This window comes from Comamonas sp. HJ-2 (assembly GCF_053615495.1).
In genome coordinates this window covers 224116-239837 of the sequence record NZ_JBSIFD010000001.1, presented here as the reverse complement: position 1 = coordinate 239837, position 15722 = coordinate 224116, and the positions used below count along the sequence as shown (strand labels likewise).

Annotated in this window: 15 protein-coding genes; 6 read left to right on the top strand and 9 right to left on the bottom strand. The window is 62.3% G+C overall.

Translation table 11 applies throughout. The features are described from left to right. Nucleotides 1-107: 107 nt before the first annotated feature. The 5 genes from ACWGXF_RS01100 (at nucleotide 108) to purT (ending at nucleotide 5401) form a co-directional block, all read left to right on the top strand. Nucleotides 108-1889 (top strand): ABC transporter ATP-binding protein/permease, encoded by a 1782-nt coding sequence (locus tag ACWGXF_RS01100; protein ID WP_452101649.1) that lies wholly within the window; start codon nucleotides 108-110, stop codon nucleotides 1887-1889. Nucleotides 1890-2001: 112 nt separating this feature from the next. Continuing rightward, a complete protein-coding gene (locus ACWGXF_RS01095) occupies nucleotides 2002-3057 on the top strand; it encodes a 6-phosphofructokinase (protein ID WP_003057959.1) in 1056 nt (351 codons plus the stop codon). Nucleotides 3058-3111: 54 nt separating this feature from the next. Next, a complete protein-coding gene (locus ACWGXF_RS01090; protein WP_046461214.1) occupies nucleotides 3112-3582 on the top strand; it encodes a hypothetical protein in 471 nt (156 codons plus the stop codon). 115 nt (nucleotides 3583-3697) lie between these two features. Beyond that, nucleotides 3698-4051, top strand: coding sequence for a hypothetical protein (locus tag ACWGXF_RS01085; RefSeq protein ID WP_012837270.1), 354 nt, complete (start codon nucleotides 3698-3700; stop codon nucleotides 4049-4051). A 132-nt stretch (nucleotides 4052-4183) separates the two neighbouring features. Next, entirely contained in the window at nucleotides 4184-5401 is a 1218-nt protein-coding gene (gene purT / locus ACWGXF_RS01080) for a formate-dependent phosphoribosylglycinamide formyltransferase (protein ID WP_202787587.1), read from the top strand. A gap of 61 nt (nucleotides 5402-5462) precedes the next feature. On the opposite strand, the gene ACWGXF_RS01075 is transcribed toward purT, so the two are convergent. The 5 genes from ACWGXF_RS01075 to ACWGXF_RS01055 all read right to left on the bottom strand — a co-directional run bounded on the left by ACWGXF_RS01075 (nucleotide 5463) and on the right by ACWGXF_RS01055 (nucleotide 11058). After that, nucleotides 5463-6119 carry a mechanosensitive ion channel family protein gene (locus ACWGXF_RS01075; RefSeq protein ID WP_003064226.1) on the bottom strand — a complete coding sequence of 219 codons (657 nt, stop codon included), beginning with the start codon at nucleotides 6117-6119 and terminating at the stop codon, nucleotides 5463-5465. A 138-nt stretch (nucleotides 6120-6257) separates the two neighbouring features. Further along, on the bottom strand, nucleotides 6258-7316 hold the full coding sequence (locus ACWGXF_RS01070) for a GGDEF domain-containing response regulator (RefSeq protein WP_012837272.1): 1059 nt from the start codon (nucleotides 7314-7316) through the stop codon (nucleotides 6258-6260). A gap of 113 nt (nucleotides 7317-7429) precedes the next feature. Further along, nucleotides 7430-8458, bottom strand: a complete 1029-nt coding sequence (locus tag ACWGXF_RS01065; protein WP_256629881.1) for a hypothetical protein — start codon at nucleotides 8456-8458, stop codon at nucleotides 7430-7432. 162 nt (nucleotides 8459-8620) lie between these two features. Next, on the bottom strand, nucleotides 8621-10165 hold the full coding sequence (gene lysS / locus ACWGXF_RS01060) for a lysine--tRNA ligase (RefSeq protein ID WP_012837274.1): 1545 nt from the start codon (nucleotides 10163-10165) through the stop codon (nucleotides 8621-8623). A 242-nt stretch (nucleotides 10166-10407) separates the two neighbouring features. After that, on the bottom strand, nucleotides 10408-11058 hold the full coding sequence (locus tag ACWGXF_RS01055; RefSeq protein ID WP_012837275.1) for an LON peptidase substrate-binding domain-containing protein: 651 nt from the start codon (nucleotides 11056-11058) through the stop codon (nucleotides 10408-10410). A 60-nt stretch (nucleotides 11059-11118) separates the two neighbouring features. Between ACWGXF_RS01055 and ACWGXF_RS01050 the strand changes: the two genes are divergently transcribed. Continuing rightward, nucleotides 11119-11685, top strand: a complete 567-nt coding sequence (locus ACWGXF_RS01050) for a YggT family protein (protein WP_012837276.1) — start codon at nucleotides 11119-11121, stop codon at nucleotides 11683-11685. 159 nt (nucleotides 11686-11844) lie between these two features. Here the strand turns inward: ACWGXF_RS01050 and accD are convergent, their stop codons facing one another. The 4 genes from accD to ACWGXF_RS01030 form a co-directional block, all read right to left on the bottom strand. After that, complete coding sequence (gene accD / locus ACWGXF_RS01045) at nucleotides 11845-12720, bottom strand: acetyl-CoA carboxylase, carboxyltransferase subunit beta (RefSeq protein ID WP_003064244.1); 876 nt, start codon at nucleotides 12718-12720, stop codon at nucleotides 11845-11847. 187 nt (nucleotides 12721-12907) lie between these two features. Further along, the gene (trpA, locus tag ACWGXF_RS01040; protein ID WP_003064247.1) at nucleotides 12908-13717 is read right to left on the bottom strand and encodes a tryptophan synthase subunit alpha; all 810 of its coding nucleotides are present in this window, start codon (nucleotides 13715-13717) and stop codon (nucleotides 12908-12910) included. Then, nucleotides 13714-15006 carry a tryptophan synthase subunit beta gene (gene trpB, locus ACWGXF_RS01035; RefSeq protein WP_003064250.1) on the bottom strand — a complete coding sequence of 431 codons (1293 nt, stop codon included), beginning with the start codon at nucleotides 15004-15006 and terminating at the stop codon, nucleotides 13714-13716. The genes trpA and trpB overlap by 4 nt, the downstream gene beginning before the upstream one ends. Then, nucleotides 14931-15716, bottom strand: a complete 786-nt coding sequence (locus ACWGXF_RS01030; RefSeq protein ID WP_003064251.1) for a phosphoribosylanthranilate isomerase — start codon at nucleotides 15714-15716, stop codon at nucleotides 14931-14933. Before ACWGXF_RS01030 ends, trpB begins: the two co-directional genes overlap by 76 nt. Between the last annotated feature and the right edge of the window lie 6 nt (nucleotides 15717-15722).

The window sequence follows — 15722 nt, the reverse complement described above, 5'->3', positions numbered from 1 at the left end:
CTGCCGGAATTTAAGTCTGGCCTCAGTTAGCCGGCTTAGGGTGTGCTCAGAAGCCTGGCAGCGGCATCGCCGTGGCGCCAGCGGTTCATGAATCACCGAAAGCCTGCATGACTTCCAAGAGCCCGGGACCTGAGTCCCGCAAAAACCGGTCGGGCGTGCTGCGCCAGGCCTTTTCGCTGACCCGGCCCTATTTTCAGTCCGAGGAGAAATGGAAGGCCTGGGGGCTGCTGGCCGCCATCGTGGGCCTCAATCTCGCCGCGGTGTTCATGCTGGTGCAGATCAATGAATGGAACCGGGTGTTCTATGACGCATTGCAGAACAAGCAGGCCGAGGTGTTCTGGCAGCAGCTATGGCGCTTTCTCTGGCTGGCCCTGGTGTACATCGTCATCGCGGTCTACAAGTTCTATCTGACGCAGTTGCTGCAGCTCAACTGGCGGCGCTGGCTGACCGAGCACATGTTGCAGCGCTGGCTGTCGGCCAAGGCGTTCTACCGGCTGGAGCTGGGGCGCTATGGCGTGGACGGCAATGCCAAGGCCCCCGACAACCCCGATCAGCGGATTCAGGAGGACTTGAATCTGTTCACCACCTATACCGTGTCGCTGTCCATGGGGCTGCTGAATGCGGTCGTCACCTTTGTGAGCTTCGTCGGCATTCTGTGGAGCCTGAGCTCCGTCGTCGATGTCAGTTTGCCGGCCATGTTCGGCGGCGGGCAGCTGCAGATTTCCGGTTTCATGGTCTGGATGGCCGTGCTGTATTGTCTGGTCGGCAGCGCGATCACCTTCTGGATCGGCAAGCCCCAGGTCCGACTCAACAACCGCCAGCAGCAACTGGAGGCCAACTTCCGCCATCACATGATCCGCGTGCGCGAGCATGCCGAGGCGATCGCCCTGGACGGTGGCGAGCGCGTGGAGGGTGCTCAGATCGGCCTGCGTTTCGGCGACGCCCTGGGCAACTATCTGGACCTGATCAAGAAGCAGAAGAGTCTGGGTTGGTTTACCAATTTCTTCGGCCAGGCAGCCGTGGTCTTTCCCTTCATCATTGCGGCACCGCGTTTTTTCAGCGGCGCCATCCAGCTGGGTCAGCTCATGCAGATAGGCTCGGCCTTCAATCAGGTGCAGGACTCGCTGAGCTGGATCGTCAACAACTACTCCGATATCGCTGCCTGGAGGGCCACGACTGCGCGCCTGGCCGGTTTCGACGAGAGCCTGCGCGAGCAGGAGGAGCATCCGGTCGGCGTTCAGCTTGCAGCGTCGAACCAGTTGCAGACCCGGAATCTCGATGTATCCCTGCCCGCAGGAAGCCCCATCGTGGCGGGCGCCAGGCTGCAGATATGCCCGGGCCAGAGGCTGTTGATCAGCGGGCCTTCGGGCAGCGGCAAGTCCACCTTGCTGCGGGCGTTTGCTGGTATCTGGCCCTATGCGCGAGGTCGGGTGGAGCGGCCTCTGGACGCAATGTTCATTCCTCAGCGCCCTTATTTTCCCGACGGCAGCCTGCGCGATGCCCTGGCCTATCCGGAGCCGGCGGCAAGCTACAGCGACGCTGAGCTCAAACAGGTCTTGCGCGAAGCGCAGCTGCCGCAGCTGCAGGAGCGGCTGGACAGCCAGGCGGCCTGGAACAGCAGCCTGTCGGGAGGCGAGCAGCAGCGGCTGTCCGTGGCGCGGGTCTTGCTCAAGCGTCCGGCCTGGGTGTTTGCGGACGAGGCCACGAGCGCGCTGGACAATGCCGCCGAAGCGCAGATCTACAGCCGGCTGGTGCAACTGGTGCAGGACAGGGGCGGGGCGCTGGTCTCGGTGGCGCACCGCGACAGTGTGACGGAGTTCCACACGGCCCGCTGGCTGCTGCAGCCGCAGCAAGGGATCCGGGAGGCCGACCTGCCCGGGAGCCGCTGAGGCAGGCAGGTTCGGGGACAAGCAGTCTCAACCACGGTGCAGGCATGGGAGGCTCTGGCAGCGACTTTCTCGTGGGATGATGTGCATTCGAGAATCTTTGGAGAACGAGCCCATGCGCGTTGGTGTGCTGACCGGTGGCGGCGACTGCCCCGGCCTCAATGCGGTGATCCGTGCGGTCACCAAGTCCCTGATCAACCATGGCCAGTGCGAGGTACTGGGCATTGCCGACGGCTTTGAAGGGTTGATGGATGCAAGTCCGCGCGTCAGAGCGCTGAGCTGGGACGAGGTCAGCGGAATTCTGCATATCGGCGGCACCATCCTGGGCACCAGCAACAGCGCCAACCCGTTGCGCGATGCGGCCACGCTGGCCCAGGTGGGGCGCAATGTCAAGGCGCTGGCACTGGATGTAGTGGTCGCCATCGGCGGCGACGGCACCATGAGTCTGGCCCATGGCCTGGCGCAGGTGGGACTGCAATGCGTGGGCGTGCCCAAGACCATCGATAACGACATTGCCAACTGCGAGCGCAGCTTCGGCTTCGACACGGCCGTGGCCACGGTGACCGAAAGCCTGCGCCGCATCGAGAGCACGGCCATGAGTCACCACCGCGTGATGATCGTGGAGACCATGGGCCGCCACGCGGGCTGGCTGGCGCTGGAGTCCGGCATCGCCGGTGCTGCCGACATCATTTTGCTGCCCGAGATCGATTACGACCTGCAGTCCATCATCAAGGTCTGTCAGGAGCGCGAGCGGCGTCAGCGCTACACCATCATCTGCATCGGCGAGGGGGCCAAGGAAAGCGGCCAGAGCCTGACGGTGCGCGAGCGGATTGCGCACAGTCCCGACCCCGTGCGTCTGGGCGGCGTCGGCCATGTGCTGCGCGAGCGCCTGCAACCCCATCTCCAGAGCGAGGTGCGCACCACGGTGCTGGGGCATGTGCAGCGCGGCGGCGATCCGACGCCGTTTGACCGGGTGCTGGCCACGCAGTTCGGCCACCATGCGGCGCAACTGGTGCTGGGCGGCCAACTGGGCCATATGGTCACGCTGCAGAACGGCCGCATCGGCAGTGTGGCGATTGCCGATGTGGCCAACACCCAGCGCACCGTGCCGTTGGACAGCCCGCTGCTGACCATGGCGCGCGATATCGGAATTTGCTTTGGCGAGGCCTGAGCTGCGCTAAGGTGTGAGCCTGCGCGCACTTTCGGCGCGCCGGAGAAATTCAGCATGGACCGACATGAAGAAGCCGTGATGCAGCTGCTCACGGCCAACGGTGAGACTTTTGTGGCCCCCAAGTACGAGGTGGCCGATGGCTGGCAATGTCCGGCCTTCGTGGCATTGCGCCCGGCTCGTCGCCAGGTCTATGTGGTCGAGGTATCGGCTTCCGGCTATCCGCTGGCGCTGGTCAACCGACTCAACGAGCGGGTCGAGAAATGGTATGCCCCGCTGCTGTCGCAGCTGCACGGCCTGGGCATCACGCAGCCCGACTGGGAGATCGCCTGCCTGGTGTTTGTGCGCAGCGATCAGATCGACTGGCTCAAGGAACGCATCAAGGACCTGAGCGGCGTGCATGTGCTGGGTCTGGAGCAGGCCAGCAGCCCCTGGGTCTGGGACGATGCGGTCTGGACTTCGGAGATGCGATTCGACGCGGGAAGCATTCCGCAGCGTGGCGGCAAGGCTGTCGGTCTGACGCACTGATACCCACCGAAAAAATCCATGATATTGGCCTCACTCCCTTTGTCTTGAAGCGATTGAAGCTATCTATTTGGTAGAGATGCTGGGCCATGAACATCACTCACTCGCAGGTAGACAGATGACTCTTTTCCGAATTCTGATTGTGACGGCTTTGAGCGCCTGCGCCGCTGCCGCCCAGGCTGCAGACTGGCAGATCTGCGATCTCAAGGTGCAGGTGCGAGAAAAGCAAAGCGGTGGCCGCGCGCTGCAGACCCGCGTGCTCGAAGCCAAAGCCAGCGGCGATGCCGAATGTCCGCAGCCAGGCACGGCGCTGAGCTTCAGACCCGAAACGGCGGACTATCAAAGCGAGCTGCCGCGCAGGCAGTGGCCCGGTCCCGGTGCTGCCGTGACGGTACGCTTTCGCTATCTGGACGGGCAATGCAAGAATCGCGGCGCCTGCCGCATCGAGCATTACTCGCCGATGCCGCACTGAATCTTCAGTCAGCCGCGCCATGCGCTTCATAGCTCGGCGCGGAAAGCGGCCGAATTGCCAAGCTGCAGTCACGAGAGGCTTGCCTGCTCGCCTATGATCGGGGGCTTGGCCCCATATACGCAGGATGCAACCATGACCACCCTAGGAACCCCTCTCTCCCCCAATGCCACCAAAGTCATGCTGCTGGGCAGCGGCGAGCTGGGCAAGGAAGTGCTGATTGCCCTGCAGCGCCTGGGCGTGGAAACCATTGCCGTGGACCGCTATGAAAACGCGCCTGGCCAGCAGGTGGCCCACCATGCGCGCACCATCACCATGAGCGATCCGGCCCAGCTCAAGGCACTGATCGAAGAGCTCAAGCCCGATCTGGTCGTGCCCGAGATAGAGGCCATTGCCACGCCCATGCTGGAAGAGCTGGAGGCCGCAGGCGTCATCACCTGCATTCCCACGGCCCGCGCCGCGCGTCTGACCATGGACCGCGAAGGTATTCGCCGTCTGGCCGCTGAAACCCTGGGTCTGCCCACCAGCCCTTATCGTTTCTGCGACTCCTTGGTCGAGCTGCAAGCCGCGATTGACGGCAGCGACGGCCAGCCCGCCATCGGCTACCCCTGCGTGGTCAAGCCCGTGATGAGCAGCTCGGGCAAGGGCCAGAGCAAGATCGACGGCCCGGCCGATGTGGCCAAGGCCTGGGATTACGCCATGGCCGGTGGCCGTGTCGCCAAGGGCCGCGTGATCGTCGAAGGCTTTATCGACTTCGATTACGAAATCACCCAGCTGACCGTGCGCGCCAAGGGTGCAGATGGTCAAATCGAAACCCATTTCTGCGACCCCGTGGGCCATATCCAGCAGGCCGGCGACTATGTGGAGAGCTGGCAGCCCCACCCCATGCATCCTGCCGCGCTCGAGAAATCGCGCCAGATTGCCAAGGCCGTCACCGACGACCTGGGTGGTCTGGGCCTGTTTGGCGTGGAACTGTTTGTGAAGGGCGAGCAGGTCTGGTTCAGCGAAGTCTCGCCACGTCCTCATGACACAGGTCTGGTGACGCTGTGCACGCAATGGCAAAGCGAGTTCGAGTTGCATGCCCGCGCGATTCTGGGCCTGCCCGTGGATGCCAGCCTGCGCAACCCTGGTGCCAGTGCCGTGATTTACGGCGGTCAGGATGCCGAAGGCCTGGTGTTTGATGGTGTGGAGCAAGCCCTGGCAGTGCCCGGCACCGATTTGCGCCTCTTCGGCAAGCCCGAGAGTTTCGTCAAGCGTCGCATGGGCGTGGCCCTGGCGCGCGCTGGCGATGTGGAGCAGGCACGTGTGAATGCCAAGCTGGCCGCCAGCAAGGTCAGGCCGCGTCTGCCCTGACGAAATCAAAAAAGGGCTTCTCAGGAAGCCCTTTTGCATGGAGGCCGGGTATCAGCCGATATCAGCCCGAGGCAGCGGCGCTGCCGCCAGGAGTCGTGATGGCCACGGCGCAGGCTTCTTCCTGGCTGGTGGCCGGCGTGTTCTCCGTCACCACCGGCATGCCGCCTTTCCAGCGGCGAATGACGCGCTGGAAGATCAGTGAGTTGGGAATCTGCAGCAGATTGGGCATGCCTGCCGGTGCGCTGTCATCCTGCAAGGTGATGTAGAGCATATTGAGGTCGATCACGCGGCCCTTGGCCCCAGGCTTCTCGGCAGTGTCGAGTACCTCGATATAGTCGCCCAGACGGAAGGGGCCGACGGTGACGATCAGCAGCGCGCAAAACAGATTGGAGAGCACGCTCCAGGCTGCGAAGAAGGCAACGGCACCCACGGTGGCAAAGCCGGTGAAAGCCGTCCAGAGCACGGTAGCCGACATGCCCAGGCGCTCCAGAATCGCCAGTATGGCGGCGGCGATGATGATCCAGCGAAACACCCCGCGCAGCGGCATGAGCAGTTCATGAGGCAGGTCATAGGCCTTGCCTGCACGCGAGATGATGCGCTTGATGAGCCAGTTGATCAGCCAGGCCACCAGGATGATGAGAAAGATCTGAACCCCGGGAATCAGGATTTCAAGCCAGTCCTGCATCCAATCGGGCAGGTGCATTTGAAGACGACGCATAACCAGTCACTCTAGAAAAACGGCAGAGGTCAGCCCAGAAGGGCTGACAGGACAATGCGCCAATCCTAGCGTCTCTTGAGAGCGAAGCTGATAAGTGTCGAATGGGCAGGCAGTGCCGCAACGCTGCTTGGCGGACTGCTAGATCTGTCTCTGCTCTATGGTGTCCATCTGCATCTCGAAGCTGAAGAAGCGGTTGCGCCCTTGAGACTTGGCGGCATACAGGGCTTCGTCGGCTCGCATCAGCATGGATTCGGCGCTGGTGTGCTCGTCGGGAATGCAGGTGGTAATCCCGCCGGAGAGGGTCAGCGGAATATCCTCGGCGGCTCCTGGCGGGCGAATCTTGAGGAACTTGAGCATTTGGCCGAGAGCACGTGCGAACGTCATCGAGCCGGAACGCGGGGTATTGGGCAGGATCATGGCAAACTCTTCACCGCCATAACGTGCGGCGATGTCGCGCGGGCGCACGCAGACTTCGCGCAGCAGACGCCCGACCTGCTTGAGGCATTCGTCACCCTGGACATGGCCGTAGGTATCGTTGAAGTGCTTGAAGTGATCGAGGTCGCAAAGCATCAGCGTCAGCGGCCTGCTCTCGCGCCTTGCCGCAGCAATTTCGGCATGCAGCATGCGATCGAGGCCTCGACGATTGACCAGACCCGTGAGCGCATCGAGCTCCACCATTTCGTTGAGCTTTTGATTCGCCAGATGCAGCTCTGCAGAGACCGTGACCAGGCGACGGCGCATGTCCAGCAGGCGGCGCATGGCGCGCAGCTTGGCGACCAGCACAATGGGTTTGACGGGTTTGACCAGGTAGTCGTCGCCCCCCGCCTCAATACCGCGCCAGACGTCCAGATCGTTGTCCAGGCCGGAGAGAAAGATGATGGGTGTCCACTCGCCGGGCTCGGCCTCGCGCAGCTGACGCGCGACCCAATAGCCGTCTTCGCCGGGGAGGCGGATGTCCAGCAGCACCAGATCGGGTCTTTCGCTGCGAAACAGTGCCAGCGCGGTGCGGCCGTTTTCGGCTTCCAGCACCTGTGTCACACCGGCCTGGCGAAGTTCCGTCACCAGAGCAGCTCGCATGACTGCCTGATCCTCGACGACCAGTACGGAGAACGGCGTCGCAGAATCGGGTGACGAGAACCGTGCCCCGCTGGATTCGATGGCAGACAAAGCTGATGCAGAAGATGGCAGAGCTGTCATGAGAGGAAGGTCAGGGTCAGACTCATCGGTAGTTCAGGCATGGTCTGGGAAATATATTGTTACTTTATACGCCGGTTTCAAGCAACAGGCTTTGTGAATGGTCACGGACATGCTCAGGCCAATGCCAGAGAGGAGTGCGCTTTGCTGCGTTCATCGTGCCAGATGACGAAAGTCTGTGCCGCTGAACACAGCGTCGTCGCGCCCAGTTGATCGATAAAGCGGCAGGCCGCGAACTGCGTCGATCTTGTTTCATAAACCGACACCCACTGCTGGCGTGCACCCTGAGAGGCGGCAGACAGGGGCCAGCGCCTTTCCTGGCCCGACAGACCGTTCAGACCCATGCGCCATGGTTTGCCGCTGACTCGGGCGCGAAAGCACTGCTGCTGGTTGCACAGCATGGCGTAGAGCGGATCAACCTCCAGTTGCTGGAACAGTCCCTGGACCTCGGGCGAGGAGGGGGCGAGTGCGGCGTGGGTGACAATGACGCGCAGTCCTTTGGGCGTTTCGTAGACGCGCAAGCCCCAGTCCGGGTGCCTGGCTGAGAACGCCCGAACTTTTGCCAGTGCAATATCCACAGGCGGTGGCAGGCGGGCATTGTTGCGCTGCGTCTGGCGGGCATGCAGCCATTGCTTCAGGCCTGACCAGAAGACCAGGCCGATGCTGGCCACCAGCAGCATCAACATCGCTGCACCGAGACTCCAGGTCAGCGGGGTCATCCACAGCCAGGGCAGGGCCAGAGCCAGCAGCAGCGACGAAATGACAGGGAAGCGGGCAGGCTTTTTCTGATGTGGAAAGTCGATATCGGCGATGGCCACGTTCTCTGTATTCAGGCAGTGTGCGCCATAGCTGTTGCGCGTCATGACGGATTCATCACGCCGCTCCAGCACCTCTTCGCGAATGGGTGTGCCGCCGTCCAGCCCGTATTCGGTGCGCCATTCCATGCGCTCGAAGTATTCGGGCAGGTTGCGCTTGGCAGCGGCAGCGAGAGCCGCCTCCAGTGCCTGCTGTGCTCTTTGCTGAGCATGAGCCTGGGCATCGGACTCGCTGTTGTCAGACCAGCCCCAGCGTTGAACGGTGACGCCATGGCGTACGCCGGTCTGATGACGTAGTCTTGCCTGAGCCCAGTATTGGGGAATCTGCATGTCAAGCAGTATAGCCAGCCAGTATTGCGACAGCCTATTTTGAATCATGGCCGGTGCGCAATCTGGCTGTGTCGGTGGCTATTGGTGTCTCAGTCGCGGATCGTCCTCGGCTCGTCAGGCCATGTTGTTCCGCAACGCCCGAGCCGGGCGCACAGCCGCTTCTCAGACCTCGCGGCGCAATGCCGGGAACAGAATCACGTCGCGGATGCTGGCGCTGTCGGTCAGCAGCATCATGAAGCGGTCGATACCGATGCCGCAGCCGCCGGTGGGGGGCATGCCGTATTCCAGGGCGCGCACAAAGTCGTGGTCGAAGTACATGGCTTCGTCGTCGCCGCTGTCCTTGGCTTCCACCTGGGCATTGAAGCGGGCGGCCTGGTCTTCGGCGTCATTGAGCTCGGAGAAGCCGTTGCCGAATTCGCGGCCCGTGATGTAGAGCTCGAAGCGCTCGGTCACTTCGGGACGCTCGTCGTTGGCACGCGCCAGCGGCGAGATCTCGGTGGGATGCTCCATGATGAAGGTGGGGTTCCACAGCTTATCTTCCACCACCTCTTCGAAGTACAGCACCTGCAGGCTGGCCAGGGTGCGGGTGGACAACTTGTCCTTGTCTTCCTTCATGCCCAGCTTCTTCAGGGCATTGGTCAGCCATTCGCGGTTGCCCACGTTGTCGCCGGCTTCGGTGTATTTGACGATGGCTTCGGGGATGGTCAGGCGTTCAAAGGGCTTGGCCAGGTCCACGGGCTTGCCGCCATAGCTCAGCTCCAGCGTGCCAACGGCCTTCATGGCCGCGTCGCGGATCAGCTTTTCGGTGTAGTCCATCAGATCCTGGTAGTTCCAGTAGGCCGCGTAGAACTCCATCATGGTGAACTCGGGGTTGTGGCGCACCGAGATACCTTCGTTGCGGAAGTTGCGGTTGATCTCGAACACGCGCTCGAAACCGCCGACGATCAGGCGCTTGAGGTAGAGCTCGGGCGCGATGCGCAGGTACATCTCCTGGTCCAGCGCATTGTGGTGGGTGATGAAGGGCTTGGCATTGGCACCGCCGGGGATGGGGTGCAGCATGGGTGTCTCGACTTCCAGGAAGCCGTGTTCGACCATGAAGTCGCGGATGCCGGCCACAGCCTTGCTGCGGGCCACGAAGCGCTTGCGGGCTTCTTCGTCGGTCATCAGGTCCACATAGCGCTGTCGCACCTTCTGCTCCAGGTCGGCCATGCCGTGGAACTTGTCGGGCATGGGGCGCAGGCTCTTGGTGAGCAGGCGGATCTTCGTGGCCTTGATCGACAGCTCGCCGGTCTTGGTCTTCATCAGCTGACCTTCGACGGAGATGATGTCGCCCAGATCCCATTTCTTGAAGTCGGCGTAGACCTCTTCACCCACGGCATCGCGGGTGACATAGGCCTGGATACGACCCGTGGCGTCCTGCACGGTGGCAAAGCTGGCCTTGCCCATCACGCGTTTGAGCATCATGCGACCAGCCACGCTGACGGCGACGGCTGCAGCGTCCAGGGCTTCGGCATCCTTGTCGCTGTGCTCGGCGATCAGGGCTGCGGCGCGATGCTCGGGCTTGAAGTCGTTGGGAAAGGCAACGCCGCCGTTGGCCTTGGAAGACTCGCGCAGGGCTTTGAGTTTTTCGCGGCGCTCGGCGATGAGTTTGTTTTCGTCCTGAGGGGCGGTGTTTTCTGCCGCAGAAGAGATGTTTTGTTCAGTCATGAAAAGAGAGCGCCAGCGACAAGCGCCGGTTGGAGGCCAGGAATGGGGGCACGGCAAGGATAGCCGCTGCCCGAAACCGGTGATTTTAAGTTTTTTGCCGAGTCAGCGGTAAGCGACCGGGCAAAGCGCTCGCAGGAACTGCGGAATGTCGCATCCATGGCCCAGACTGCAGCCGAGCCAGCCAGCTGAATGCTGCCGAAAAAGTAGTGTTTCTACATCGCCGTTAAAGGGATGAGTCAAATTCAGGCTTCCTCCTGTGGGCCTGATCCGGTAATGCCGCTTTGCTCCAGCACATCGGCAATCAGCTCCAGTCGCAGCAGCGGGGCATCCAGTGTCATGAGCTGCTGCTTGACCCGCACCGGCAGGGGCAGCATCTCGGCCCAGCGATTGGCAACCCAGGCGCAGTCATGCATCTGCGTCGGAGTGGGCAGTTGCGCGTGGTCGGGGTCGTGGCTGTGCAGGTTCAGCAAGGCCTGAGCCAGTGCATAGGAGGTGCTGAGTAAATGCTTGGGGACAGTGACCTTGGGGTCGTCGGGCAGCATGGCGACATCGGCTACCCACAGGCCATGCGGCAGTTGCCAGCAGCGCTGGATGTGAAAGCGCTGGACGCCCTTGCATTGCAGGTGCAGCAGTCCGGGCTGAGGGGAGTCGAGCCGGGCGATATGGGCCAGCACGCCCTCCGAGTGCAGGCGCTCGGTCTGGGCGCCGGCCTTGCGCACCTCCTGTCCCGACTGCAGCGCAACCACGCCGAAAGGGGCGTCGGCATGCTGGCATTTGCGGATCATGTCCAGATAACGAACCTCGAAGACCTGCAGGCTCAGCAGGCCTTCAGGAAACAGCACCGTGTTCAGCGGGAACAGGGGCAGGGAATGCAGACTTTGTGTATCAGTCATGGTGCCCGGCTATCATCCCACGAATGGGTGAGTTGCTCACTGTTTTCTGAATTGGGTCACATGCTGTTTGAAATCGTTTTGTTTCTGCTGGATGTCGTCGTCGGGTTGATCAGCGGGGCCTGCCTGCTGCGCATGTACATGCAGGCGCAGCGTGTGCCGTTCGGCAATCCCGTGGGACAACTGGTCTTTGCGTTGAGCGACTGGATCGTCATGCCGTTGCGCAAGATCGTTCCCGCCAAGGGCCGCTGGGACAAATCCAGCCTGATTGCTGCCTTGCTGCTGCAGCTGGCGCAGGTGCTGTTGATCTGGCTGCTGCTGGGTGGCAAGGGATCGGTTCTGGCGCTGCCATGGCTGGCGCTGTGCGGGCTGATCAAGGTCATTCTGTCCGGCATGATGGGCATCTTGCTGATCTACGCCATCCTGTCCTGGGTGCAGCCCTATTCGCCCATCTACGGCGTGCTGCAGCGTCTGGCCGATCCGCTGGTGGCACCGATCCGCAAGGTGGTGCCCCTGATAGGCAATGTGGACTTTTCGGCGTTGATTGCCCTGATTGGCCTGCAGGTGCTGCTGATGGTGCTCAACTATGTGCAGGCTGGCGGCCTGTCCATGATTGCCGGGGTGCGCTAGGGGGCTGCCCGGGCCGGGAAAGCCGTATTGCCCGGAGCCTCGTCAATTCCAAAGCCTGCTGTGTGGTGTGTTTTGGATGTTCCGAGGTGCTAAAGCTGACAAAAAAGGCTGACGCAGATGAATGCTGCGTCAGCCTTTTTGCTTTTGGTCGGCCGGTGCTTATTCCACGGCGTCCGCTGGCAGGCGTTGCAGCATGGCCAGAGAGCTGGAGACGCGATCACGCAGCTCGCGGCGGTCCACGATCATGTCCACGGCACCTTTGTCCTGCAGGAACTCGGCGCGCTGGAAGCCTTCGGGCAGTTTCACACGCACGGTGGTTTCGATCACGCGGGGGCCGGCAAAGCCGATCAGGGCCTTGGGCTCGGCAATCACGATATCGCCCACGAAGGCGAAGCCGGCGGACACACCGCCCATGGTCGGGTCGGTCAGCACGGAGATATAGGGCAGACCCTTCTTGGCCAGACGTGTCAGCGCGGCATTGGTCTTGGCCATTTGCATCAGCGACAGCAGACCTTCCTGCATGCGGGCACCACCGGTGGCGGTGAAGCAGATGAAAGGCACTTTCTGCTCGATGGCGGTTTCCACGCCGCGCACAAAGCGTTCGCCGACCACGGAACCCATGGAGCCGCCCATGAAGTCGAACTCGAAGCAGGCCACGACCACATTGATGCTCTTGACGGAGCCGCCCATGACGATCAGTGCATCGGTCTCGCCGGTGTTCTCCAGCGCTTCCTTCAGACGCTCGGGGTACTTGCGGCTGTCCTTGAATTTCAGCGGGTCGACAGGAATGACTTCCTGTGCGATTTCATAGCGGCCTTCGGCGTCGAGGAAATGGTTCAGACGCGCGCGCGCGCCAATGCGGTGGTGGTGGCCGCAGGTCGGGCAGACGTTCTGGTTCTTTTCCAGATCGGTCTTGTACAGAACGGTTTCGCAGCTGGGGCACTTGATCCACAGACCTTCGGGAATCTGCTGGTGGCGTTCCGTCGGATTGGTCTGCTGGATTTTTGCAGGCAGAAGTTTTTCAAGCCAGGACATGGTTATTTCCTTTTCAGTTTCCACTGCACTGCGCGCCACCCGCAACCCATGAGGGCGGCGCGGCGCAGGCACTGGCGCAATCCCGGTCAGGGACAGCGAGCAAGGGCCGCCCCGCTGCGAGGCTGTCGTCCCCCTTCAAGGGGGAAGCGGCGAAGCCGCTCAGGGGGTGGCTGATTTCAGGGCAGCATTATGCGTCGAGAGCCTTTCGCACACCACGCAGAAAGTCTATTGCCAAAGGAACGATCTTCTCGTGGGGCTGGTTGTCGAGCAGGTCAATGATGCGGCTGCCGATGATGACGGCGTCGGCAACCTGGCCCACGGTCTGTGCGGTCTGGGCATCGCGAATGCCGAAACCCACGCCCACGGGCACGCTGACATGCTGGCGAATGCGCGGCAGCATGGCCTCCACGGCCGAAGTGTCCAGCGCGCCCGAACCGGTCACGCCCTTGAGCGAGACATAGTAGACATAGCCGCTGGCCACGCGCGCCACCTGCTGCATGCGCTCCTCGGTGCTGGTGGGAGCCAGCAGGAAGATCAGGTCCATGTCGCGGGCCTTGAGCTTGGCTGCAAACTCTTCGCACTCCTCGGGCGGATAGTCCACGATCAGCACGCCATCGACGCCGGCAGCCGCCGCATGGTTGACGAAGGCATCCTCGCCATGGATCTGGTCGTAGCGTTCCACGGGGTTGGCATAGCCCATCAGCACCACGGGCGTGGTCTGGTCCTTTTTGCGGAACTCGGCCACATAGGCCAGTACCTGGCTCAGGCCCACGCCGTTGGCGATGGCTTTGTCGCCCGCGCGCTGGATGGTGGGGCCGTCGGCCATGGGGTCCGAGAAGGGCACGCCCAGCTCGATCACGTCGGCACCGGCTTCCACCATGCCGTGCATGAGGGAGGGGGTGATGGCGGCAAATGGAAAGCCTGCAGTCACATAGGGAATCAGGGCCTTGCGGCCTTCTTCCTTGAGCTTGCTGAAAGTGGCGGTAATTCGGCTCATAACTTGTTGCCCCCTGCGGCAGCCTTGGCTGCATCATGTCCGGGAGCGCCCTTGACGGTGAGACCGCGCATGGAGGGGCGGTCGAAATATTCGGCACCCGAGAGGTCGGCCACGGTGCCGATGTCCTTGTCGCCACGGCCCGATAGGCTGACGAGAATCGACTGGTCGGCGCGCATGGTCTTGGCCAGCTTCATGGCATAGGCCACGGCGTGGCTGGACTCGAGAGCCGGGATGATGCCTTCGGCGCGGCACAGATAGTGGAAGGCGTCCAGCGCCTCCTGATCGGTGATGCCCACATACTGGGCACGGCCGATTTCCTGCAGCCATGCATGCTCAGGGCCCACGCCGGGGTAATCCAGGCCGGCGCTCACCGAGTGCGTCTCGGTGATCTGGCCGTTTTCGTCCTGCAGGATGAAGGTGCGGTTGCCGTGCAGCACGCCCGAGCTGCCTTTTTGCAGCGAGGCCGAGTGCTTGCCGGACTCCAGGCCTTCGCCCGCCGCTTCCACGCCGAACAGCTGGGTGTTCTCGTAGGGGATATAGGGGTAGAAGATGCCCATGGCATTGCTGCCGCCGCCCACGCAGGCGACTACCGCGTCGGGCTGCTTGTCGGCGCCCAGGAACTCGGGCATCTGCGTCAGGCACTCGTCGCCGATGACTTTCTGGAAGTCGCGCACCATCATGGGATAGGGATGGGGGCCGGCCACGGTGCCGATGATGTAGAAGGTGTTGTCCACATTGGCCACCCAGTCGCGCATGGCTTCGTTGAGCGCATCCTTGAGCGTCCTGGAGCCCGATTCCACGGGCACCACGGTGGCGCCCAGCAGCTTCATGCGGTAGACATTGGGGCTTTGACGCTTCACGTCCTCGGCGCCCATGTAGACGATGCATTCAAGGCCGTAACGCGCGCAGATGGTGGCCGTGGCCACGCCGTGCTGGCCGGCACCTGTCTCGGCAATGATGCGCGGCTTGCCCATGCGCTTGGCGAGCATGGCCTGGCCGATCACATTGTTGATCTTGTGTGCGCCCGTGTGGTTGAGGTCCTCGCGCTTCAGATAGATCTGCGCGCCGCCCATTTCACGGCTCATGCGCGAGGCGTGATAGACGGGCGAGGGACGGCCTACATAGTGGGCCAGCTCGGACTGGAATTCGGCGATGAATTCGGGGTCGTTCTGATACTTTGCGTAGGCCTCACGCAGCTCGGTGAGCGCGTGGGTCAGGGTTTCGCTGGCGAAGCTGCCGCCGTAGCGGCCGAAATGGCCGTGGACGTCGGGATACTGGTATTCAAACATGTGTCAGTCTGCAAAATTTGGGCATCAGCTGCGCGTACGGCAGCAATGAAGCGATGAATCTTGTGGGCATCCTTGATGCCTTTGAGGGGCTTGCCGTCGGGGCCTTCGGCCTCGACTCCAGAGCTCACATCAACGGCCAGAGACAACCCGCGAGGGCGCACTTGCAAGATGCCATCGGTCACGTTTGCAGGCGTGAGTCCACCAGACAAAACGAGGTGAGAGTCGACGCTTGTTGGCAGAAGTGACCAATTGAATGCCTTGCCGCCGCCACCATAACCATCGACATGGGCGTCGAGCAGAATGGCTTGGGCCTTTGAATAACGTTGGGCATATTCTACGAGGTCAAATCGCGCCGCATCGTCTCCAAGGGGTATGCGCGCGGCGCGCAACCAGGGCTGGACGCCCCGGGTGGCGGCCTCGCAATCCGCTGCCGATTCATCACCATGAAATTGCACGCAGGCGTTGGGTATTAGGGCACAAGCAGCTATCACATTGGTAGCTGTTTCATTCACAAAGAGCAAAACAGGTGTGACAAAGGGCGGCAGCCGCCGGGCCAGCTCGGCCGCGCGCTGCAGCGTCACGGCGCGCGGGCTTGGCGCATAAAGCACAAAGCCGACGGCATCGGCACCGGCGGCCACTGCAGCGTCGACATCCTGCTCGCGGGTCAGGCCGCAGATCTTGATGCGGGTGCGGGGGGCAATGGAAGACATGGCAAA

What these genes read in the sequence shown, in the direction of transcription:
- trpB (WP_003064250.1), bottom strand. Translation starts at nt 15,006, where the DNA reads ATGTTTGAATACCAGTATCCCGACGTCCACGGCCATTTCGGCCGCTAC.
- accD (WP_003064244.1), bottom strand. Translation starts at nt 12,720, where the DNA reads ATGTCCTGGCTTGAAAAACTTCTGCCTGCAAAAATCCAGCAGACCAAT.
- ACWGXF_RS01050 (WP_012837276.1), top strand. Translation starts at nt 11,119, where the DNA reads ATGCTGTTTGAAATCGTTTTGTTTCTGCTGGATGTCGTCGTCGGGTTG.
- ACWGXF_RS01065 (WP_256629881.1), bottom strand. Translation starts at nt 8,458, where the DNA reads ATGCAGATTCCCCAATACTGGGCTCAGGCAAGACTACGTCATCAGACC.
- purT (WP_202787587.1), top strand. Translation starts at nt 4,184, where the DNA reads ATGACCACCCTAGGAACCCCTCTCTCCCCCAATGCCACCAAAGTCATG.
- ACWGXF_RS01055 (WP_012837275.1), bottom strand. Translation starts at nt 11,058, where the DNA reads ATGACTGATACACAAAGTCTGCATTCCCTGCCCCTGTTCCCGCTGAAC.
- lysS (WP_012837274.1), bottom strand. Translation starts at nt 10,165, where the DNA reads ATGACTGAACAAAACATCTCTTCTGCGGCAGAAAACACCGCCCCTCAG.
- ACWGXF_RS01075 (WP_003064226.1), bottom strand. Translation starts at nt 6,119, where the DNA reads ATGCGTCGTCTTCAAATGCACCTGCCCGATTGGATGCAGGACTGGCTT.
- ACWGXF_RS01070 (WP_012837272.1), bottom strand. Translation starts at nt 7,316, where the DNA reads ATGACAGCTCTGCCATCTTCTGCATCAGCTTTGTCTGCCATCGAATCC.
- ACWGXF_RS01030 (WP_003064251.1), bottom strand. Translation starts at nt 15,716, where the DNA reads ATGTCTTCCATTGCCCCCCGCACCCGCATCAAGATCTGCGGCCTGACC.
- ACWGXF_RS01085 (WP_012837270.1), top strand. Translation starts at nt 3,698, where the DNA reads ATGACTCTTTTCCGAATTCTGATTGTGACGGCTTTGAGCGCCTGCGCC.
- ACWGXF_RS01100 (WP_452101649.1), top strand. Translation starts at nt 108, where the DNA reads ATGACTTCCAAGAGCCCGGGACCTGAGTCCCGCAAAAACCGGTCGGGC.
- ACWGXF_RS01090 (WP_046461214.1), top strand. Translation starts at nt 3,112, where the DNA reads ATGGACCGACATGAAGAAGCCGTGATGCAGCTGCTCACGGCCAACGGT.
- trpA (WP_003064247.1), bottom strand. Translation starts at nt 13,717, where the DNA reads ATGAGCCGAATTACCGCCACTTTCAGCAAGCTCAAGGAAGAAGGCCGC.
- ACWGXF_RS01095 (WP_003057959.1), top strand. Translation starts at nt 2,002, where the DNA reads ATGCGCGTTGGTGTGCTGACCGGTGGCGGCGACTGCCCCGGCCTCAAT.